Origin of the sequence: Alcanivorax sp. DG881 (assembly GCF_000155615.1) — a bacterium.
Lineage (GTDB): Bacteria > Pseudomonadota > Gammaproteobacteria > Pseudomonadales > Alcanivoracaceae > Alcanivorax.
The window spans coordinates 323354-340255 of the sequence record NZ_DS989915.1; the positions used below are offsets into that span (position 1 = coordinate 323354).

Genomic DNA, 16902 nt, shown 5'->3' on the forward strand with positions numbered 1-16902 from the left:
CCGACCCCCAAGCTGTTCATTCATCGCAAGGCGTCCGATTTTGTGCCCGCCTTCAAAGCCTAAGCTCACGCAGCTCCGGTGATCCGCCGGCCCGTTCCCAATGTTCCTGAAACTGTTTGCCCAGCCGCGGCGCACGCGGCAGCCGGTGTCCGCACAGGTCCAGTCGTCCGGGGCGCGGCCAGCCGCTGGCTTCAAACAAGCCGGTGCCATCGCCGATGGCGAAGCACAGCTGGGGGTCGTTATCGTCATGCTGGGTCTGGCGCAGAAAGATCCGTGAAGGCAGGCGGCGGGACAGGTGAACCAGCCGGTGGCCGTTGCGTACAGCATTGTCCGCACTATCAAACAAAATGCGGATATCCACCCGGGCGCTGCTCAGGGACAGCGCCTTGACGGCGCTGCAGACCTCGGCACTTCCCGTTAGGGCATCAAGTGCGGGAACCCTCAGCCAGAGGCTGCGGCGGCTGGCGCCGATCAGCGATGCCAGCGCGTGGCTGGCGTCTTGATAGTCCGGGTGGTGCAGGGTGTCGTCGTCGCCAATGACCAGGTACATGGGCTAGATCAGCGGCTTGAACATCTGCCGGTGGGGGATGTTGGCATCCATGAAAATGCCGCCGGACACGGAGAAACCAGCGGCTTCATAGAAGCTGGTGGCGTGGGTCTGGGCGTGCAGGAAGATTTCTTCCATGCGGTTGGCCCGGGCCGTCTCTTCTGCCGCGACCAGCAGCGAGCTGCCGACACCATTATTGCGCTGTTCGGAAAGCACACACAGGCGGCTGATCTGGCCGGTGGGCAGCAGGCGAATACAGCCCACCGGCTGCTGTTCGGCGTCCAGTGCGAGAAAGTGAATGGCGGCGCTGTCTTCACCATCCCATTCCAGCTCTTCCGGCACGTGTTGTTCGTTGATAAAAACGTTCTGGCGGAGACCACGCAGGGCGGCTTCGTGTTCGTCCCAACGGGTTTCGATAATGCTGATAGCCATAGGGGTCTCGTTACAGTTGGGCGAAGTAGCCCTGTTCAATCCATTCATGGAGCAATTCTCTTGCGGCGGGCGTCATCACGGCGTCCAGCTCGCTTTCTTGGTAGCGTCTTTTGCTGGCCAATAGCTGCACCAGCGGGCGTTGTTGTTCTGTTAGCGTGTGGCTGTCTCCGTTGAGCCAGGCCAGTTTGCCCTGCATGAGCAGGCGCACACTGCCGTGGCGAACCAGGGCCACTTTGTCATCGCGTTCGCGAATATGGTGATCATCTATCGCAAATTCAAGGCCATCCAGCCGGGGGGTGGATAGCCAGCGATAAACTGCGCGTTCGATGGCGTCAGGCTGGAGCAGGTCCAGGGCGCCGCGAATCAGTTGTTGACGGTCTGCATCGGCCAGTACGGTGGGGTCGGAGGTGACATCCCGGTCCGGATCGGTGAACAGCTGGCTGTCGGACTCGGCCAGGCATTCGCCGGCAATTTCGGCCATCAGCATCTGGTAGTCCGGGGCGCGAAAGCCCACCGACCAGGTAATGCAGTCGCTGTCTTCGGCAACGCCGTGGTGGGCCACGCCGGGGGGCAGGTAGAGCACGTCGCCGGGGGCGGCGACGAACTCTTCGCGCACGGGCATGTCGGCCAGAAGTTTCAGCTCATCGGTGGGCTGGCGGGGCGTGCTCTCGTCGCACACGTCGCCAATCTGCCAGCGGCGGTGGCCGGCGGCCTGAATCAGAAAGACGTCATACCGATCGAAGTGTGGGCCGACACTGCCACCTTTGGCGGCATAGCTGATCATGATGTCTTCCACCCGCCAGTTGGGCAGGAAGGCGAAATCGTCCAGCAGCAGCGAGGTTTCAGTGAGGAAGTGATCCACGGACTGGACCAGTAGCGTCCAGTTCTCCTCGCCCAGGGTTTCAAAGACATCGTCAGAGAGGGGGCTTTGCAGCACCGACCAGGGGCCGTTGTCGGCACCGGTAATGATGCGTGCTTCCACAGACTCTTCCAGTGCCAGTCCGGCCAGGGTGTTGGCGTCAGGCTGGTCCAGCCCACGGGCGGCACCGGGCATGAACAGGGCCTTTTTCTGCCAATGCTCACGCAAAAACGCTGCCGGCTTCATGGGGAGAATGAAGCGCGGCAGCGTCAAGGCAGGCAGCTGGGGCGCTGAGGGCATCAGATGCTGCGGGCTTGCTGGGCGGCATTGCCCACATAGGTGGCCGGGGTCATGGCCAGCAGGATTTCCTTGGCTTCATCGGGGATCGCCAGATCATTGATGAAGGCGGTCAGGGTGTCCTGATTGATGCCGTCCTTGCCGCGGGTCAGCGCCTTGAGCTTCTCGTAGGGCTTCTCGATACCATAGCGGCGCATGACGGTCTGGATGGGTTCGGCCAGCACTTCCCAGGCGGCCTCCAGGTCTTCGTCCAGGCGGGCCGGGTTCACTTCCAGCTTGCTGATGCCTTTCAGGCTGGCTTCAAAGGCAATCAGGCTGTGCGCCAGGCCGACGCCCACGTTACGCAGCACGGTGGAGTCAGTGAGGTCGCGCTGCCAGCGGGACATGGGCAGCTTGGCGGCCAGGTGGTCCATGATGGCGTTGGCCAGACCCAGGTTGCCTTCGGAGTTCTCGAAGTCGATGGGGTTGACCTTGTGCGGCATGGTGGAGGAGCCCACTTCGCCTTCCACGGTGCGCTGCTTGAAGTAACCCAGGGAGATGTAGCCCCAGACGTCACGGTCAAAGTCCAGCAGGATGGTGTTGAAGCGCATCAGGGCGTGGAAGTACTCGGCGATGCAGTCGTGGGGTTCGATCTGGGTGGTGAAGGGGTTAAAGGTGAGCCCCAGACCTTCCACGAAACGGCGTGCAAAGGCTTCCCAGTCCACATCCGGGTAGGCGGAGAGGTGGGCGTTGTAGTTACCCACGGCGCCGTTGATCTTGCCGAGCAGTTCCACCGCGGCGAACTGGTCGCGCTGGCGTTGCAGGCGAGCGACCACGTTGGCCATTTCCTTGCCCACGGTGGTGGGGGAGGCGGACTGGCCATGGGTGCGCGACAGCATGGGCTGGTCGGCCTGGGCGTGGGCCTGCTTGCGGATCGCGCTGATCACCTGGTCCATCTTTGGCAGCAGGAGTTCACGGGCTTCCTTGAGCATCAGCGAGTAGGACAGGTTGTTGATGTCTTCGCTGGTGCAGGCGAAATGGACGAACTCGCTCATGTTGGCCAGTTCGTCGTGTTCAGCCATCTGTTCCTTGATGAAATATTCCACGGCTTTTACGTCGTGGTTGGTGGTGGCTTCGATGGCCTTGATGCGCTCGGCATGCTGGACTTCGAAATCACGGGTGACGCCGCGCAGGTTCCAGGCGGCTTGACCACTCATCAAGGGGACTTCCGGGATGTTCTTGTCGTGGGCCAGCTGTTCCAGCCAGCTGACTTCCACATGGACGCGGAAGCGGATCAGGCCGTATTCACTGGTGGTGTTTCGCAGTGCATCGACTTTGCTGGCGTAACGACCGTCTACCGGTGAAATGGCAGTCAAAGAGGTAAGGCTGGACATGTCAGGCTCCCGAATATCGTCCAAGTAGGTACGTACACGTACATTCCAAAGGCGGCGCAATCATACAGCAAAATTCCGCAAACTGCGCCGCTGCTGGTGGCCGCTGAAAGTTAAGCTATTTGTAACTTTAACAATCGCTTATAAATTATTGATATCAATGGAATCAATAAGTGAGAGAAGGCGTTTGCGATGGAACAGGAGGTGCCAGCGACGCCCGCCCAGCTGGTGCCAAAGGAAGGCAGCGCGCACCCCGGCCAGGAACAGGGCGCGGATGCGGGCGGCCTTGTCGTCGTCCTGCAGATGGGCTGGGTCGCCCTTGACCTGGATGCGGAATCGAAAGGTGCCCAGGGTATCCACATAGATGCCGGCAATGCGATGGCAAAACGCGTCATCGGAGAATTTGTGAAAGTGCGCCTGCTGGCCGCTCAGGGCCAGCAGGCGGTTGCGCAGAATGCTTACGGTGTCCTCATTCTTGCGCAGCTTGCCGGCCAGGTGGAGCAGGGCCAGGCCGTAGTTGAGCGGGCGCAGGTTGGCGCCACGGGAATCCTTGTTCAGGCTGCGGTTAAGCAGGCTGACGCCTTCGCGGAGCTGGTCGGGTTGGGCGTAGATGCTGTCGAAATCCTCGGCATCCAGCGCCATGACGCCGGCAATCAGCGCTTCGAAGGCTTTTGGGTCACAGTCTCCACGCTGGGCCACATCGTCGGCCAGCTGGGCCGCTTCGAACACGGCGGCCAGGGCCAGCAGTTGCTGTTGTTCCGGCGAGAAACGTTCGCTCATGCGGTTTCCTCAATGACGGCGCCGCCCAGGCAGACCGGGCCATCGTAGAACACCACGGACTGTCCGGGTGTGACGGCGCGTTGTGGTTGATCAAATATGACATGCACCCGACCGTTGCCGGCATCGCTGACCGTGCAGGCCTGGTCGGGCTGGCGGTAGCGGGTCTTGGCGGTGAGCCGGGCCGGCAAGGCCGGGGCTTCCAGTGCGACCCACTGCATGGGCGCGCTGGTCAGTTCCCGGCTGTAGAGCAGCGGGTGGTCCGTGCCTTGTACGGCGATCAGCACATTGCGGTCCAGATCCTTGCCGGCCACGTACCACGGGGCTTCGCTGGCACTGGCCAGGCCACCGATGCCCAGGCCCTGGCGTTGGCCCAGGGTGTAGTACATAAGCCCGTCCTGTTTGCCGATGACGTTGCCGTGGTCATCCTCAATGGTGCCGGGCTGTGCAGGCAGGTACTGCTCCAGGAAATCCTTGAAGCGGCGCTCACCGATAAAGCAGATGCCAGTGGAGTCTTTCTTCTTGTGGTTGTCGAACCCCTTTTCTTCGGCAATACGGCGTACTTCCGGTTTTTCCAGGTCGCCCAGCGGGAACAGGGTGCGATCGAATTTCTGATAGTCCACCGCATGCAGGAAATAGGTCTGGTCCTTGTTGGTGTCGACTGCGCGTAACAGCTGCGCTTTGTCGCCATGGCTGACCTGGGAGTAATGGCCGGTGGCGATGTAGTCGGCGCCCAGGGTAATGGCGTGATCGAGGAACGCCTGGAACTTGATTTCCTTGTTGCAGAGGATGTCCGGGTTGGGGGTGCGCCCGGCCTTGTATTCGGCGAGAAAGTGGGCGAATACGCGATCCCAGTACTGCTCGGCAAAGTTGGCGGTGTGCAGCTCAATGCCCAGCACGCCGGCCACCTGCATGGCGTCGAGCAAATCTTCCCGGGCGGTGCAGTAGTCGGTGCCGTCGTCCTCGTTCCAGTTCTTCATGAACAGGCCTTCGACCTGATAACCGGCATCGATCAGGCGGGCCGCGGCCACGGAGGAGTCCACACCGCCGGACATGCCGACGATCACACGAGTGTCTTTGGGGGCCTTACGCATGACAAATCATCCTCTCTGCAGAGGCCAGGGGTGCTGATAAATGCTGTCCAGGGGCAGTCGGCGCCCGGACAGGTAATCATCCAGGCATTTTTCCACCAGGGCGCTGCGGTGTTGGTGCCGACGGGCGCGGAATTCATCCGGGGTCAGCCATTCGGCTTCGAGAATGCCGGTGTCGAGCTTCTGTTTCGGGTCGTGGCTGACTGGCCGGGCCACGAAGCAGGTGCGGTAATAGACACCGGCGCCCTTGTGGGGCTGGAAGATATACCAGCCGAGCAGGTCGGTAATTTCTACCTGCCAGGCACTCTCTTCGAGGGTTTCGCGGTAGGCCGCCTGCATCAGGTTTTCACCGAATTCCGCATGGCCCGCGGGCTGATTCAGCACTTCCTCGCCCTTGCTCATTTCTCGGACAAACAGGAAGCGGCCGTCTTGTTCGACTACGCAGGCCACAGTAATGTGCGGCTCAAAGCTGTTCATAGCGTATCCTACCGGACAGGAAGCACCGGCTGCCGTCGAGGGCTTAAATGGCGATGCTTCATTCAATTCTGGAAAGGCGGGAATGGTAGCGCAGCGGCGCCACAGACAACAGAGCGGAGACACCTCTGAGCATGACAGAGCAACGATTTACCCACCTGGATGACAGCGGCCGGGCCCAGATGGTGGATGTGACCGACAAGGACACCACTCAGCGTACCGCCACTGCGCAGGCGCGGGTGCGCATGCAGCCGGCCACGCTGGAAATGATACTGGGTGGCGAGCACCCCAAGGGCGATGTACTCGCCACTGCCCGGATTGCCGGAATTCAGGCGGCAAAGAAGACCTGGGACCTGATCCCCCTGTGCCACCCGCTATTGCTCACTGGTGTCACGGTGACCATCGAGCCGGAAGGAGCAGATGCGCTGTGCGTGCAGGCAACCTGCAAGCTCAAAGGCACCACTGGCGTGGAGATGGAGGCCTTGACCGCCGCATCGGTGGCCAGCCTGACTCTCTATGATATGTGCAAGGCGGTGGATCGGGGCATGGTGATTGAATCCGTGTGCCTGCTGGAAAAGTCCGGTGGCCGCAGTGGCCAGTTCCGGCGGGAGGATTAAGGTGATCGAGATACGTTTCTTTGCTGCTCTGCGTGAGCGGGTGGGTAGTGACAGCCTGACGGTCACGCCGCCGGATGGTGTCGATACCGTGGCGGCCCTGGTCGCATGGCTGGCCGACGACAATGCGTCGGTGGCCGGTGCGCTGGAGGCGACACCCCGCTATATGGTGGCGGTGAATGAGGTGCTCAGCCAGGAGCAGGCGGCGGTCCGTGATGGCGATGTGGTCGCCCTGTTTCCACCGGTGACCGGCGGATGAAGATTCATGTGGCCGTCACGGACACGGCGTTGGTGCCGGCGCAGCCGTCCGACTGGCTTCGCGACGCAGGCCTCAGCGGCGCCATGGTGCAGTTCAGTGGCCAGGTGCGCGATGAGCAGGGCAGGGTAGAGGCGCTGCATCTGGAGCATTACCCGGGCATGACGGAGGGGGTGCTGCGCACCATTGTCGATCAGGCTGGCCAGAAATGGCACCTCAATGGTGCCTGGGTAGTGCACAGAATCGGCACCATGGTGGTGGCTGATGACATCGTGCAGGTGGCCGTCAGTGCCCCGCATCGTCAGGATGCGTTTGCGGCCTGTGCGTTTATCATGGATCTGCTGAAGACCCGCGCGCCGTTCTGGAAGAAGGAGCTTATCGACGGCCGCTGGATTTGGGTCGAGGCCCGCCAGAGCGATGACGAGGCCGCCGCTGCCTGGCTGCAGGCGGCTTCGGCGCGTGAACCGTCATAGCCCGCCATTCTCCGGGGGCGAGAGCCTCAAGGCTCCAGTCGCCAATCTGCCAGCGAACCAGTCGCAGGGTGGGGTGGCCAATGGCTGCGGTCATTCGCCGCACCTGTCGATTTCGACCTTCGTCTATGGTGAGCTTGAGCCAGCTATCCGGTACGGTTTTGCGCGAGCGTACGGGCGGATTGCGTGGCCATAACTCGGGAGGCTCGATCAGTTCGACCTTTGCCGGGCGCGTGGGGCCATCCTTCAGGGTGATGCCTTGGCGTAGTTTTTGCAGTTCCTGCCCCCCGGGCTTGCCTTCCACCTGAACCAGATAGGTTTTGGGAAGCTTGAACCGCGGATCGCTGATACGTGCCTGCAGGGCGCCGTCATCGGTCAGCAACAACAGGCCTTCAGAATCCCAGTCCAGTCGACCGGCCGGGTATACGCCAGGCACTGGCACGCACTCGCGCAAGGTTCGCCGGCCCTGGTCGTCGCTGAACTGGGAGAGGACCTGAAACGGTTTGTTAAGTAAGATCAATTGCGCCATGGGGTGAGTATCGATGACTGTTGTTGGTCTGCGGTTGCTACCGCTTGTCCTAACAAGGCTAAACGGTCAGTGCTATACTCGCCAGCCTATGCAGAATACAGTTTTATTCGGAGGGAGCACTCCTGTTGGGTGCCCGCTGATCTGACGGCCAAAAGCCGACTGATATCAGGCGGAAAGCTCTACCAATACAATTGGGACCTTGTAATTCTATGACCACGCCTAAAATTATTTACACCATGACTGACGAGGCGCCCGCGCTGGCGACCTATTCCTTTTTACCCATCATTGAAAAATTCACTTCGATCGCTGGCATTGAAGTTGAGAGCAGCGATATTTCCCTCGCTACACGCATTCTCGCCAGCTTTCCTGAATATCTGACCGACCAGCAGAAGGTGAATGACACCCTGGCCGAACTGGGTGATCTGACCCAGGATCCGGAAGCGAACATCATCAAGCTTCCCAATATCAGTGCTTCCATCCACCAGCTCAGAGCGGCCATCGCCGAACTTAACGAGCATGGCTACCCGGTGCCGGAATACCCGGATGAGCCGCAAAGCGAGGAAGAGGAAGACATTCTGGCCCGGTACACCAAAATTCTCGGGTCTGCGGTGAACCCGGTGCTTCGCGAAGGCAACTCCGACCGCCGCGCCCCTGTCGCGGTTAAAAACTATGCACGCAAGAACCCGCACAGCATGGGGGAGTGGAGCCAGGCTTCGCGTACCCACGTTGCGCACATGCGCGGCGGGGACTTCTTTTCCCATGAGACATCCTCGACGATAGAGCAGGCCTGCAAGGTGCGCATCGAGTTCGAAGACTCCAGCGGCAATGTAACGGTGAAGAAGCCGGAGCTTCCGCTTCTTGATGGCGAAGTCATCGATGCCATGTACATGAGCAAGAATGCACTCAGCGAGTTCTTTGACAAGCAAATTGAAGATGCCAAGAACACTGGCATGCTGTTCTCCCTGCACGTAAAAGCCACCATGATGAAGGTGTCTCACCCCATCGTGTTTGGTCATGCGGTAAGGTGTTTCTACAAGGAACTGTTCGATAAACATGGCGATGTGCTGGAAGAGATTGGCGCGAATCCGAACAACGGTTTGAGCCACATCTACCAGAAGATCGAGGAATTACCCATATCCCAGCGCCTGGAGATCGAAACCACGATCCGCGCCTGTTACCTGCACCGGCCGGAACTGGCCATGGTCGATTCCGACCGCGGCATTTCCAACCTGCACGTACCTTCCGACGTTATTGTTGATGCTTCCATGCCGGCCATGATTCGCCAGGGCGGCAAGATGTATGGCGCTGATGGCAAGCTGAAGGATACCAAGGCGGTCATCCCGGAAAGCACCTACGCCACCATTTACCAGGAAGTCATCAACTTCTGCAAAACCCATGGCGCCTTTGATCCGGTTACCTGTGGCTCGGTACCGAATGTGGGCTTGATGGCCCAGAAAGCCGAGGAATACGGCTCGCACGATAAGACATTTGAAGCCAGCGCCAAGGGCACCATGCGGATCGTCCGTGAAGATGGCCAGGTGCTGCTGACCCATGACGTGGAGCAGGGTGATATCTGGCGTATGTGCCAGGCAAAAGACCTGCCGATTCGTGACTGGGTGAAGTTGGCCGTGGTTCGTGCCCGGCAAAGCAACACCCCGGCTATCTTCTGGCTGGACAAGGAGCGGGCCCACGATCAACAGATGATCCGGAAGGTTCGCAGATATCTCAAGGACCACGATACCGAAGGCCTTGATATCCGCATCATGTCTCCGGTTCAGGCGATCCGTTACACCATGGAGCGCATGATCCGCGGCAAAGACACCATCTCCGTCACGGGGAACGTGCTGCGTGATTACCTGACCGACCTGTTCCCGATTCTGGAACTCGGCACCAGCGCCAAGATGCTGTCCATCGTTCCCTTGATGGCTGGCGGCGGACTCTACGAAACCGGTGCTGGCGGTTCGGCTCCCAAGCATGTGCAGCAATTCCTGGAAGAGAATCACCTGCGCTGGGACTCGCTCGGCGAATTCCTGGCGTTGTCGGTTTCCATTCAGGAGCTGGGCGAGAAGTACGGGAACAATAAGGCCAAGGTGATTGCGGCCGCTCTGGACAGGGCCAATGAGCAGTATCTGGAGCAGAACAAGTCACCGTCACGGAAAGTCGGCCAGCCGGATAACCGGGTAAGCCATTTCTATGTGGCCATGTACTGGGCCCAGGCTCTTGCCGCGCAGGATGACGATGCAGAGCTGAAGGACACCTTCACGGCCATTGCCGCTTCGCTGACGGAAAACGAAGAGACAATCGTCAACGAAATGGTGGCGGTGCAAGGCTCGCCCATTGATATCGGCGGTTACTATAATCCCGATTTCAGCAAGGCTTCGGCCGCCATGCGACCCAGTGCGACCTTCAACGGTATCCTGGATAAGCTCTAGCAGGGCAGGCTCTGCCTGACCTGATTGATGACGTGTACAGCTGTTGAGTCTTGTGGTGCCAGGTGCTGTTTCCCGGACAACAAGGCGCAGCAGATGTGTCCTTCAGGGGTGGTCCGGCAAGCCTTGCCGCGATCCCCCTGACGGATCCTGTCCCCCCGGCATTCTCAATCCTCCATTCTCCATTCTCCGCCACATTACGCCCCTCGTAACCGATAGGCTCAAGTGCCAAACCGGTGCTCCACCCCGGCTTTGGCTCGATGCTATACTCGCGAGCAGAGGCCGAATTCGCTTTTATTCAGAGGGAGAAGTATAGATGGGATACCAAAAGATCACGGTTCCCGCAGACGGTGACAAAATCACGGTTAATGCGGACCTGTCCCTGAATGTCCCCAATCATCCGATTATTCCTTATATCGAAGGGGATGGCATTGGTGTCGACATTTCACCAGTGATGATCAAGGTGGTTAACGCCGCCATCGAGAAAGCCTACGGCACCAAGCGCGGCATTACCTGGATGGAGGTGTTCGCCGGGGAAAAAGCCACGGTCGTATACGGGCCTGATGAGTGGCTGCCCGAGGAAACCCTGGAAGCCTTGCGGGAATTCACCGTGGGGATCAAGGGCCCGCTGACCACCCCGGTGGGCGGTGGTATTCGCTCCCTGAACGTGTCTTTGCGCCAGGAGCTGGACCTGTACACCTGTATGCGCCCGGTGCGCTATTTTGAAGGTGTTCCCAGCCCCGTTGTACATCCTGAGCTCACTGACATGATTATCTTCCGTGAGAACTCCGAAGATATCTATGCGGGTATTGAGTGGGCGGCGGACAGCCCGGAAGCCACCAAACTGATCCGTTTCCTGCGTGAGGAAATGGGCGTGACCCAGATCCGCTTCCCGGAAGGCTGTGGGATCGGCGTCAAGCCGGTGTCCCGCGAAGGAACACAGCGGCTGGTGCGCAAGGCGATCCAGTACGCCATCGACAATGACAAGGATTCGGTCACCCTGGTGCACAAAGGCAACATCATGAAGTACACCGAGGGGGCCTTTAAGGATTGGGGCTATCAGCTTGCCGGGGAACGTTTCGGGGCTGAATTGCTGGATGGCGGGCCCTGGATGACCATGAAAAACCCCAATACCGGCAAGGAAATCATCATCAAGGATGTGATCGCCGATGCGTTCCTGCAGCAGATCCTGATGCGCCCGGCGGATTACAGCGTGATCGCCACTCTTAACCTGAACGGTGACTACATTTCTGATGCGCTGGCAGCGGAAGTAGGGGGGATCGGTATTGCGCCGGGGGCCAACATTGGCGGTTCCGTGTCCCTGTTCGAGGCCACCCACGGCACGGCGCCCAAGTACGCCGGCCAGGACAAGGTCAACCCGGGTTCGTTGATTCTGTCTGCGGAAATGATGCTGCGCCACATGGGGTGGAACGATGCGGCTGACCGGATCATCAACGGCGTGGAAGGCGCGATTGCAGCGAAGACGGTGACCTACGACTTCGAGCGACTGATGCCCGACGCAACGCTGTTAACGTGTTCAGAGTTTGGTAATGCGGTGATTGAGCATATGGGCGCCTGAGGCGCCCGGCTGAATCTATTGGACCCGCCAGCAGGCAGGGCGGGTCAGGAAGGCGTCGTTTGATCTTCAGCGGCGCCTTCTTCGTTACTGGCTTCTTCGTTGGCGCGCAGGTTGATGGCGTGGAACCCCTTGTTGGCCGGCTGCACCTCGTATTCCACGGGTTGCCCGGCTTTCAGGCTTTTGTAGCCGTCCATCTGAATGTAGGAATAGTGGACGAACAGGTCTTCGCCCCCTTCGTCCGGGCGTACAAAACCGTAGCCCTTGGCGTTGTTAAACCACTTTACTCGTCCCGTTGCCATGGTCCTTCCCTCTGCCTATCCAATGGCGAATATGTTTATTTTTATCCTCGGGCGGTCTGCTGCGGTAAACTCTGTCCCGAGTCTATTGTGCAACTTTTAAACATGCACAGCAGGGTGTCAACCCCGTGAAATCATCCCGGTGAATTGATTTGCCGCAGGGGATTGAAAAAACACCGACCACCCATCATTTCTTCATTGCCTGCTGACGCCAGCAGGGTTACAACGGTTTTGAGGCTTTATGAATTGGCACCAGCAAAATTGGCATCCGGTAATGATTGACGAAACAGGCACACTACGTGGTGGGCCGGCAGATTCCCCCTCAGACCCGGATCGGCACGGTGACATGGCTGTGGAAGAGGCCAAGCCAAAGCTGAAACCGCCATCCATGTACAAGGTGTTGATGTTGAATGACGACTACACGCCGATGGATTTTGTGGTAGAGATACTGGAAGACTTCTTCAATCTGGGCCGGGAGCAGGCCACTCGCGTCATGCTCACGGTTCACACTGAAGGAAAGGCGGTGTGCGGGGTGTATCCCCAGGACATCGCCGAAACAAAAGCCACGCAAGTGGTGGAATACGCCCGGGAGAATCAGCATCCGCTGATGTGTCAGGTGGAACAGGCCTGATGCCCTTGCGGGCCCATGCAGTGAGGTAGCCTTATGCTCAGCAAAGAACTTGAAATGACGCTTAACGAGGCGTTTCGCCACGCACGTGGCCACCGTCATGAGTTTATGACCGTGGAGCATTTGCTGCTGGCGCTGCTGGATAACGAGGCGGCCGTCGAGGTCCTGCGTGCCTGTGCCGCAGATCTGGATGAATTGCGTGATGCGTTATCCCAGTTTATCGAGGATTCAACTCCGCTGCTGCCGGACACCGATCCGGAGCGCGATACCCAGCCCACACTGGGCTTTCAGCGGGTACTGCAGCGGGCAGTGTTCAGTGTGCAGTCTTCCGGCAAGAAGGAAGTGACCGGGGCCAATGTGCTGGTTGCCATCTTCAACGAGCAGGAGAGCCAGGCAGTCTATTTCCTTAACTGTCAGGACATTCATCGCCTGGATATCGTTAACTTTATTGCCCACGGCATTTCCCAGATTCAGGATGCAGAGCCGTCCATCGAGACCGAGCAGGACATGGAGGCGGGCGCGGAGGGCGCCCCGGCCAGCGCGCTGGATAATTACGCCACCAACCTGAACGAGATGGCCCGCGAGGATCGTATCGACCCGCTGGTGGGGCGTGCGTTTGAAATTGAGCGGGCGGCGCAGATTCTTTGCCGCCGCCGCAAGAACAACCCCTTGCTGGTGGGTGAGCCGGGCGTAGGCAAAACCGCCATTGCCGAAGGGCTGGCGCGGATGATCGTGGAAAAGCAGGTGCCTGAGCCTTTGCTCGACGCGGTGGTCTATTCACTGGATCTGGGCGCGTTGCTGGCCGGTACCAAGTACCGGGGCGATTTCGAGAAACGCCTGAAATCCCTGCTGGCTGAGCTGAAAAAAGAGCCCAACTCGATTCTCTTTATCGATGAAATTCACACCATCATCGGAGCCGGTGCGGCCTCCGGCGGGGTAATGGATGCCTCGAACCTGCTCAAGCCGCTGCTGGCATCCGGTGAGCTCAAATGCATGGGGTCCACCACGTTCCAGGAATACCGGGGCGTGTTCGAGAAGGACCGGGCCCTGTCACGTCGCTTCCAGAAAATTGATGTGGTCGAGCCGTCGGTTGAAGACACAGTGGGGATTCTCAAGGGGCTGAAAAGCCGTTTCGAGGCCCACCACGACGTAAGCTACACGGATGCAGCGCTGAAAGCCGCTGCAGAGCTGAGTGCCCGTTACATTAACGACCGTTACCTGCCGGACAAGGCCATCGACGTGATCGACGAAGTCGGTGCCTGGCAGCGCCTGCGCCCGGAAGACCTGCGCAAGCACACCATTGAAGAAGCCGATGTTGAGGACATGGTGGCCAAAATCGCCCGCATTCCTCCGAAGCAGGTGTCTTCCTCTGACAAGGAGTTGCTGCGCAATCTTGAACGCGACCTGAAGATGACCGTATTCGGCCAGGATGAGGCCATCGATACCATTTCGGCGGCGATCAAGCTGTCCCGTGCGGGCCTCAAGGGCGAGCACAAGCCCATCGGCAGCTTCATGTTTGCCGGCCCCACCGGGGTGGGTAAAACGGAAGTGAGCCGTCAGCTGGCCCGTGCGCTGGGTGTGGAGCTGGTGCGTTTCGATATGTCCGAGTACATGGAGCGCCACACCGTGAGCCGTTTGATTGGCGCGCCTCCCGGTTATGTGGGCTTTGATCAGGGCGGCTTGCTTACCGAAGCCATTACCAAGACGCCGCACTGTGTGCTGTTGCTGGATGAGATCGAGAAGGCGCACCCGGAAGTGTTCAATATCCTGTTGCAGGTGATGGACAATGCCACGCTGACCGACAATAACGGTCGCAAGGCGGACTTCCGCAATGTGATCCTGATCATGACCACCAATGCCGGCGCGGAAGTGCTGAACAAGCGTTCTATCGGCTTTACCGAGCAGGACAACAGCACCGATGGCATGGAAATGCTCAAGAAGGTGTTCACGCCGGAATTCCGCAACCGCCTGGATGGCACCATCCAGTTCCAGTCGCTCACCAGCAAGGTGATTCTGGGTGTGGTCGACAAGTTCCTGGTGGAGCTGCAGGCGCAGCTTGATGAGCGCGGTGTGGTGCTGAATGTGGACGATGCGGCCCGTACCTGGCTGGCCGAGAAGGGTTACGACAAGGATATGGGCGCGCGGCCCATGGCGCGTTTGCTCCAGGAAAAAATCAAGAAACCGTTGGCAGAGAAGCTGCTGTTCGGCGAATTGGCCGGTGCCGGTGGGCAGGTCAATATCACCGAAAAAGACGGGGAACTGGTGCTTTCCGTGGAAGCGGCCACAGCGGAGCCCGCGTAAACAGAAGTGGCGGGGCGCTTTTCTTTTACGGAAAGGCGCTCCGTTTTCATTTACGTTCAGACAATAGTGCACAGACAACAAAAAAACCCGGCAATGCCGGGTTTTTTTGTGGGTGTATTCGGCCGGAGCCGTTCCGGGTTATTTCATCCGGAAAGTGATGCGTCCCTTGGTGAGGTCATAGGGAGACATTTCCACTTTTACACGATCCCCTGTGAGGATGCGGATATAGAACTTACGCATCTTCCCGGAGATATGGGCCGTAATTACATGACCGTTGTCCAGCTTCACACGAAACATCGTGTTGGGCAGGGTATCAACGATGACACCTTCGAGTTCGATTTGCTCTTCTTTCGCCATCCAACAAATACCTTGGGTTACCGGCTATTAGCGACGCGCAATTGTGCCGTAAAAGGGCCTTGGCTGCAAAAGAAGTTGGAAAAAGGGTGGAGAGGAGGGCTTAACTCCCGGAATCACTGGGTTCGGTCTGTTCTTTCCAGCTCCCGCTGGCGAGAATTTCCAGGGGCTGGTACTGGCTTTTGTAGCTCATTTTCTGGCATTGGCGAATCCAGTAGCCCAGATAGAGGTAAGGAAGCTGTAACCGCTGGCACTGTTCGATCTGCCATAGCAGCGCCATGACCCCCAGGCTGCGCTCGGGCAAGGCGGGATCAAAGAAGGTATAAACCGCAGAAAGCCCATCGCCGAGCTGATCGGTGACAGCCACGGCCACCAGCTTGCCTTGCTGGCGAAACCCGTAGAAATGGGTATCTGCCCATTCACAGGTAAGAAAATTGGTGAACTGTTCTTCCGAAGGCGGATACATGTCGCCATCGCCATGACGGTCGTTGATGTAGGCGGCATACAGGTTGTACAGCTCGCGGCTGAAACGGGCGGGCTCGCGATTCACGGCCAGGTCGGCGTTATTCTTGAGGATGCGGCGGTGGCGACGGCGGGGGCGGAAATCGTCCACTCGCACCCGGGCCGGGATACAGGCATTGCAGCTGTCGCAGTGGGGGCGATACAGATAATCGCCGCTGCGGCGAAACCCCAGCAAGCTCAATTCGCTATAGAGCTCCGGTGACAGCTGAGCCTGGGGATCCACAAACAGGGTGGAGGCCTGGCGGTCTTCCAGATAGCTGCAGCTATGGGCGGGTGTGCGGAAAAAGCGCAGCGTGGACAAGTCAGTCATGGTGCAAGTGTAGCTCAGGGCTGAGGCGCTAAAAAGGCTCGCGTTCGGCTTGCAGGGCCTGCAGTGCGACCCAGTCAAACGACCGGTCTGGCCAGGGGGTGGGCGCTGGCTGGGCAGGCACCCAGTCCTCAAGGCAGGTTTCAAAGGCGTCACGGTCGATCATCTGGGCCCCCATGGACATGAGGTGAGGGTTCTCGATCTGGGCATCGAGCAGACGAATATCCAGCACCCGGGACAGGTTGCGCAGGGCCACCAGCGCCACCTTGGAGCCGTTGCGCTGCGGCGAAGCCATGGATTCACCGAAAAACAGCTGCCCCAGCTGAATGCCATACAGGCCACCAGCCAGTTCGCCGTTCTGCCAGATTTCCACGCTGTGAGCATAGCCAAGTTGGTGCAGGTGGCAATAGGCTTCCACCACCTCCTCACTGATCCAGGTGCCGGGCTCGCCCTGGCGCGGGGCGGCACAGGTGCGCATGACCGTTTCGAAGTCGCGATCAAGGGTGACGGAGAAATCCGCCTGGCGGAGATGTCGGGCCAGGCTGCGGCTGACATGCAGCTGGTCCAGCCAAATGACGCAGCGAGGTGCCGGGCTCCACCAGAGGATGGGCTGGGTGTCTGCGTTGTACCAGGGGAAGATGCCGGCGGAATACGCCCGCAGAAGGGTCTGGGGGTGGAGATCCGACCCGGCAGCCAGCAGGCCGTCCGGGTCGGTGAGGGCGAGGCGGGTATCGGGGAAGGGGTCCCCGGGGTCCAGCCATGGCACCATG

General features: G+C 59.3%; 19 protein-coding genes. 7 read left to right on the top strand and 12 right to left on the bottom strand.

The annotated features are described in order from the left end of the window. Nucleotides 1-52: 52 nt before the first annotated feature. The 7 genes from ADG881_RS01415 to ADG881_RS01445 form a co-directional block, all read right to left on the bottom strand. Nucleotides 53-550, bottom strand: a complete 498-nt coding sequence (locus ADG881_RS01415) for a hypothetical protein (protein ID WP_007149616.1) — start codon at nt 548-550, stop codon at nt 53-55. A gap of 3 nt (nt 551-553) precedes the next feature. Further along, nucleotides 554-979 carry a GNAT family N-acetyltransferase gene (locus tag ADG881_RS01420; RefSeq protein WP_007151381.1) on the bottom strand — a complete coding sequence of 142 codons (426 nt, stop codon included), beginning with the start codon at nt 977-979 and terminating at the stop codon, nt 554-556. A gap of 10 nt (nt 980-989) precedes the next feature. After that, a complete protein-coding gene (locus ADG881_RS01425; RefSeq protein WP_007148699.1) occupies nt 990-2138 on the bottom strand; it encodes a JmjC domain-containing protein in 1149 nt (382 codons plus the stop codon). Continuing rightward, complete coding sequence (gene purB / locus ADG881_RS01430; RefSeq protein ID WP_007149211.1) at nt 2138-3508, bottom strand: adenylosuccinate lyase; 1371 nt, start codon at nt 3506-3508, stop codon at nt 2138-2140. Before purB ends, ADG881_RS01425 begins: the two co-directional genes overlap by 1 nt. Before the next feature lie 138 nt (nt 3509-3646). Further along, a complete protein-coding gene (gene hflD, locus ADG881_RS01435; RefSeq protein WP_007151485.1) occupies nt 3647-4285 on the bottom strand; it encodes a high frequency lysogenization protein HflD in 639 nt (212 codons plus the stop codon). Next, nucleotides 4282-5376: a tRNA 2-thiouridine(34) synthase MnmA gene (gene mnmA / locus ADG881_RS01440; RefSeq protein WP_007150908.1), complete on the bottom strand. Its 1095-nt coding sequence runs from the start codon at nt 5374-5376 to the stop codon at nt 4282-4284. Before mnmA ends, hflD begins: the two co-directional genes overlap by 4 nt. 6 nt (nt 5377-5382) lie before the next feature. Further along, nucleotides 5383-5850, bottom strand: a complete 468-nt coding sequence (locus ADG881_RS01445) for an NUDIX hydrolase (protein ID WP_007149650.1) — start codon at nt 5848-5850, stop codon at nt 5383-5385. Nucleotides 5851-5981: 131 nt separating this feature from the next. Here ADG881_RS01445 and moaC point away from each other — a divergent pair, with 131 nt between their 5' ends. The 3 genes from moaC to ADG881_RS01460 are packed head-to-tail and all read left to right on the top strand — an operon-like array spanning nt 5982 to nt 7190. Continuing rightward, complete coding sequence (gene moaC / locus ADG881_RS01450; protein ID WP_007150840.1) at nt 5982-6464, top strand: cyclic pyranopterin monophosphate synthase MoaC; 483 nt, start codon at nt 5982-5984, stop codon at nt 6462-6464. Nucleotide 6465: 1 nt separating this feature from the next. Beyond that, a complete protein-coding gene (gene moaD / locus ADG881_RS01455) occupies nt 6466-6720 on the top strand; it encodes a molybdopterin converting factor subunit 1 (protein WP_007149551.1) in 255 nt (84 codons plus the stop codon). After that, nucleotides 6717-7190 carry a molybdenum cofactor biosynthesis protein MoaE gene (locus tag ADG881_RS01460; RefSeq protein WP_007150005.1) on the top strand — a complete coding sequence of 158 codons (474 nt, stop codon included), beginning with the start codon at nt 6717-6719 and terminating at the stop codon, nt 7188-7190. The genes moaD and ADG881_RS01460 overlap by 4 nt, the downstream gene beginning before the upstream one ends. On the opposite strand, the gene ADG881_RS17305 is transcribed toward ADG881_RS01460, so the two are convergent. Continuing rightward, nucleotides 7093-7716 (bottom strand): pseudouridine synthase, encoded by a 624-nt coding sequence (locus tag ADG881_RS17305; RefSeq protein ID WP_083787441.1) that lies wholly within the window; start codon nt 7714-7716, stop codon nt 7093-7095. The two genes, ADG881_RS01460 and ADG881_RS17305, sit on opposite strands and share 98 nt — an antisense overlap. A 209-nt stretch (nt 7717-7925) precedes the next feature. Here ADG881_RS17305 and ADG881_RS01470 point away from each other — a divergent pair, with 209 nt between their 5' ends. Both ADG881_RS01470 and icd read left to right on the top strand, forming a co-directional pair. After that, nucleotides 7926-10148 (top strand): NADP-dependent isocitrate dehydrogenase, encoded by a 2223-nt coding sequence (locus tag ADG881_RS01470; protein ID WP_007151637.1) that lies wholly within the window; start codon nt 7926-7928, stop codon nt 10146-10148. Between the two features lie 313 nt (nt 10149-10461). After that, the gene (icd, locus tag ADG881_RS01475) at nt 10462-11724 is read left to right on the top strand and encodes an NADP-dependent isocitrate dehydrogenase (RefSeq protein WP_007150355.1); all 1263 of its coding nucleotides are present in this window, start codon (nt 10462-10464) and stop codon (nt 11722-11724) included. Between the two features lie 44 nt (nt 11725-11768). Here icd and ADG881_RS01480 read toward each other — a convergent pair whose 3' ends face one another. Beyond that, nucleotides 11769-12023: a cold-shock protein gene (locus ADG881_RS01480; protein WP_007150688.1), complete on the bottom strand. Its 255-nt coding sequence runs from the start codon at nt 12021-12023 to the stop codon at nt 11769-11771. Between the two features lie 271 nt (nt 12024-12294). On the opposite strand from ADG881_RS01480, the gene clpS reads away from it, so the two are divergent. Then, nucleotides 12295-12651 carry an ATP-dependent Clp protease adapter ClpS gene (clpS, locus tag ADG881_RS01485; RefSeq protein WP_050760192.1) on the top strand — a complete coding sequence of 119 codons (357 nt, stop codon included), beginning with the start codon at nt 12295-12297 and terminating at the stop codon, nt 12649-12651. Nucleotides 12652-12684: 33 nt separating this feature from the next. Further along, on the top strand, nt 12685-14949 hold the full coding sequence (clpA, locus tag ADG881_RS01490) for an ATP-dependent Clp protease ATP-binding subunit ClpA (RefSeq protein WP_007150939.1): 2265 nt from the start codon (nt 12685-12687) through the stop codon (nt 14947-14949). 138 nt (nt 14950-15087) lie between these two features. Here the strand turns inward: clpA and infA are convergent, their stop codons facing one another. The 3 genes from infA to aat form a co-directional block, all read right to left on the bottom strand. Further along, nucleotides 15088-15306: a translation initiation factor IF-1 gene (gene infA, locus ADG881_RS01495; RefSeq protein WP_007149029.1), complete on the bottom strand. Its 219-nt coding sequence runs from the start codon at nt 15304-15306 to the stop codon at nt 15088-15090. A gap of 100 nt (nt 15307-15406) precedes the next feature. After that, a complete protein-coding gene (locus tag ADG881_RS01500) occupies nt 15407-16135 on the bottom strand; it encodes an arginyltransferase (RefSeq protein WP_007150592.1) in 729 nt (242 codons plus the stop codon). Nucleotides 16136-16163: 28 nt separating this feature from the next. Then, nucleotides 16164-16901 carry a leucyl/phenylalanyl-tRNA--protein transferase gene (aat, locus tag ADG881_RS01505; RefSeq protein ID WP_007150785.1) on the bottom strand — a complete coding sequence of 246 codons (738 nt, stop codon included), beginning with the start codon at nt 16899-16901 and terminating at the stop codon, nt 16164-16166. Nucleotide 16902: the final 1 nt, after the last annotated feature.

Excerpts from the sequence above, each read along its gene's own strand:
- ADG881_RS01415 (WP_007149616.1), bottom strand. The coding sequence starts at position 550 with ATGTACCTGGTCATTGGCGACGACGACACCCTGCACCACCCGGACTAT.
- ADG881_RS01420 (WP_007151381.1), bottom strand. The coding sequence starts at position 979 with ATGGCTATCAGCATTATCGAAACCCGTTGGGACGAACACGAAGCCGCC.
- ADG881_RS01425 (WP_007148699.1), bottom strand. The coding sequence starts at position 2,138 with ATGCCCTCAGCGCCCCAGCTGCCTGCCTTGACGCTGCCGCGCTTCATT.
- purB (WP_007149211.1), bottom strand. The coding sequence starts at position 3,508 with ATGTCCAGCCTTACCTCTTTGACTGCCATTTCACCGGTAGACGGTCGT.
- hflD (WP_007151485.1), bottom strand. The coding sequence starts at position 4,285 with ATGAGCGAACGTTTCTCGCCGGAACAACAGCAACTGCTGGCCCTGGCC.
- mnmA (WP_007150908.1), bottom strand. The coding sequence starts at position 5,376 with ATGCGTAAGGCCCCCAAAGACACTCGTGTGATCGTCGGCATGTCCGGC.
- ADG881_RS01445 (WP_007149650.1), bottom strand. The coding sequence starts at position 5,850 with ATGAACAGCTTTGAGCCGCACATTACTGTGGCCTGCGTAGTCGAACAA.
- moaC (WP_007150840.1), top strand. The coding sequence starts at position 5,982 with ATGACAGAGCAACGATTTACCCACCTGGATGACAGCGGCCGGGCCCAG.
- ADG881_RS01460 (WP_007150005.1), top strand. The coding sequence starts at position 6,717 with ATGAAGATTCATGTGGCCGTCACGGACACGGCGTTGGTGCCGGCGCAG.
- ADG881_RS17305 (WP_083787441.1), bottom strand. The coding sequence starts at position 7,716 with ATGGCGCAATTGATCTTACTTAACAAACCGTTTCAGGTCCTCTCCCAG.
- ADG881_RS01470 (WP_007151637.1), top strand. The coding sequence starts at position 7,926 with ATGACCACGCCTAAAATTATTTACACCATGACTGACGAGGCGCCCGCG.
- icd (WP_007150355.1), top strand. The coding sequence starts at position 10,462 with ATGGGATACCAAAAGATCACGGTTCCCGCAGACGGTGACAAAATCACG.
- ADG881_RS01480 (WP_007150688.1), bottom strand. The coding sequence starts at position 12,023 with ATGGCAACGGGACGAGTAAAGTGGTTTAACAACGCCAAGGGCTACGGT.
- clpS (WP_050760192.1), top strand. The coding sequence starts at position 12,295 with ATGATTGACGAAACAGGCACACTACGTGGTGGGCCGGCAGATTCCCCC.
- clpA (WP_007150939.1), top strand. The coding sequence starts at position 12,685 with ATGCTCAGCAAAGAACTTGAAATGACGCTTAACGAGGCGTTTCGCCAC.
- infA (WP_007149029.1), bottom strand. The coding sequence starts at position 15,306 with ATGGCGAAAGAAGAGCAAATCGAACTCGAAGGTGTCATCGTTGATACC.
- ADG881_RS01500 (WP_007150592.1), bottom strand. The coding sequence starts at position 16,135 with ATGACTGACTTGTCCACGCTGCGCTTTTTCCGCACACCCGCCCATAGC.
- aat (WP_007150785.1), bottom strand. The coding sequence starts at position 16,901 with ATGGTGCCATGGCTGGACCCCGGGGACCCCTTCCCCGATACCCGCCTC.